Source organism: Gemmiger formicilis (genome assembly GCF_016901605.1).
GTDB lineage: Bacteria > Bacillota > Clostridia > Oscillospirales > Ruminococcaceae > Gemmiger > Gemmiger formicilis_B.
Genome location: NZ_JACJKP010000300.1, coordinates 1 through 1,690 on the forward strand (window position 1 = coordinate 1; position 1,690 = coordinate 1,690).

The 1,690-nt window shown below is 57.3% G+C and carries 2 protein-coding genes; one reads left to right on the forward strand and one right to left on the reverse strand.

What is annotated here, in order from left to right:
- On the reverse strand, positions 1–620 hold a 620-nt coding region (locus tag H6B10_RS14365; protein WP_204652225.1), incomplete at its 3' end, for an AraC family ligand binding domain-containing protein.
- 128 nt (positions 621–748) lie between these two features.
- On the opposite strand from H6B10_RS14365, the gene H6B10_RS14370 reads away from it, so the two are divergent.
- Positions 749–1,690, forward strand: a 942-nt coding sequence (locus tag H6B10_RS14370) for a Gfo/Idh/MocA family protein (RefSeq protein WP_204652226.1), incomplete at its 3' end; no start/stop codon positions are given.

Here is a 1,690-nt window from a genome sequence, read left to right on the forward strand (position 1 = left end):
GTGTGCAGCCGGCTGGAAAATATATGGGAAAGGTGGTACTTGCTGACCCCTAGTTCCCGGGCCACCGTATCCAGCGAAAGGGGTTTTTGGAAGTTACAGGAAAGGTAGCGTACCAGGTTGCCGGTCAGGTCCACGGTGTAAGGTTCCTGCAAGGGGAGCAGTTCCATGCGAGAAAAACACCGTGCCAGAATCAGGCGCACCAGTGCGCGGTAGATTTCCCGGTCCGGCTCGGTGCGGGATTGCTCACACAGGCCTTGCATGGCGTAGACGATATCCCGATGCAGGTCCTGCCCCTGCAGAAACGGGCAGGCGGGGCGGAACCGGGTCAACCGGGAAAGAGCGTCCCCCAGCAGGGCGGGAGAACAGACGGCGATGATATATCCGCTGCCAGGAACTTTGCACTGGTAGGCGTGGATGGTGTTGGGAAAGATGACGGCGAGGGTATTTTCGCCTACTTCCCGGCAGGTATCCCCCACCGTGATCTGGTAGGAGCCGTCGCGGACCAGAAAAAGTTCCAGGTCATTATGCAGATGGGGCGGAAAGACCATGGAGTCCCCTTCGCTGATCTGCAGCTCAGAACCGGTGTTGTATCGTTCCTCATAATATGCCCGGACGCTCACAAACCCTTCCGCCTCCTTTAAAAACGGCGCAATATTTGGCTATAAGAAAATGATTTATGGCACGTATTTTAACAGAAAGTATCGTATAATGCAACCAAAAGAATCCGAAAAAACGGAGGAGATTTTGGATGAAACATAAACTTGCCGTAATTGGATACGGCGGCATGGGTAGCTGGCATTGCCAAAATGTGGCGACAAAAATTCCGGAAATCCAGGTAAAGGGAATCTGGGATATCCGGCCGGAAGCACGGGACAAGGCCCGGGACGACGGCCTGTACGTCTATTCCTCGCTGGAGGAACTTCTGGAGGATGACGAGGTGGACCTGGTGACCGTGGCGGTGCCCAACAACTTCCACAAGGAACTGTCCATCGCCTGCCTGCGGGCAGGGAAAAACGTGGTTTGCGAAAAGCCCGTGACCATGAACGCCGGGGAACTGGAAGAGATCATCGCCGTTTCCCGAGAAACGGGACGGCTGTTCTCGGTGCATCAGAACCGCCGGTGGGACAAGGATTACCGCATTGTCCGCAAGATTCTGGAGGAGGGCAAGCTGGGGAGCCCCTACTTCATCGAAAGCCGAGTGCAGGGGTCCCGGGGCGCCATGTACGGCTGGCGTGGCTACAAGGTCAACGGCGGCGGCATGGTACTGGACTGGGGCGTGCATCTGCTGGACCAAATCATGGATATGATCCCTTCGCCGGTGGTTTCGGTGGACGCGCATCTGCAGCGGGTGTTTTCAGGAGAGGTGGATGACAACATCAAGCTGTTTGTCCGGTTTGAGAACGGCGTGTCGGCCGTGTTGGAAATGTCCACCAACTGCTTTGTGAACCTGCCCCGCTGGCATGTGAGTTGTACAAAAGGCACGGCGGTAGTGCAGGACTGGTCCTGCGCCGGAAAGACGGTGCAGCTGCGGGAGGATGCGGGCGAGATGGCCTGGGACGACGACATCGTTTACACCGAGGCCGGGCCCACCCGCACCATGGCTCCCCAGCTTGCCCTCCTCCAGAATCTTGCGGACAATGCGGTAATCCTTGTCCCACCGGCGGTTCTGATGCACCGAGAACAGCCGTCC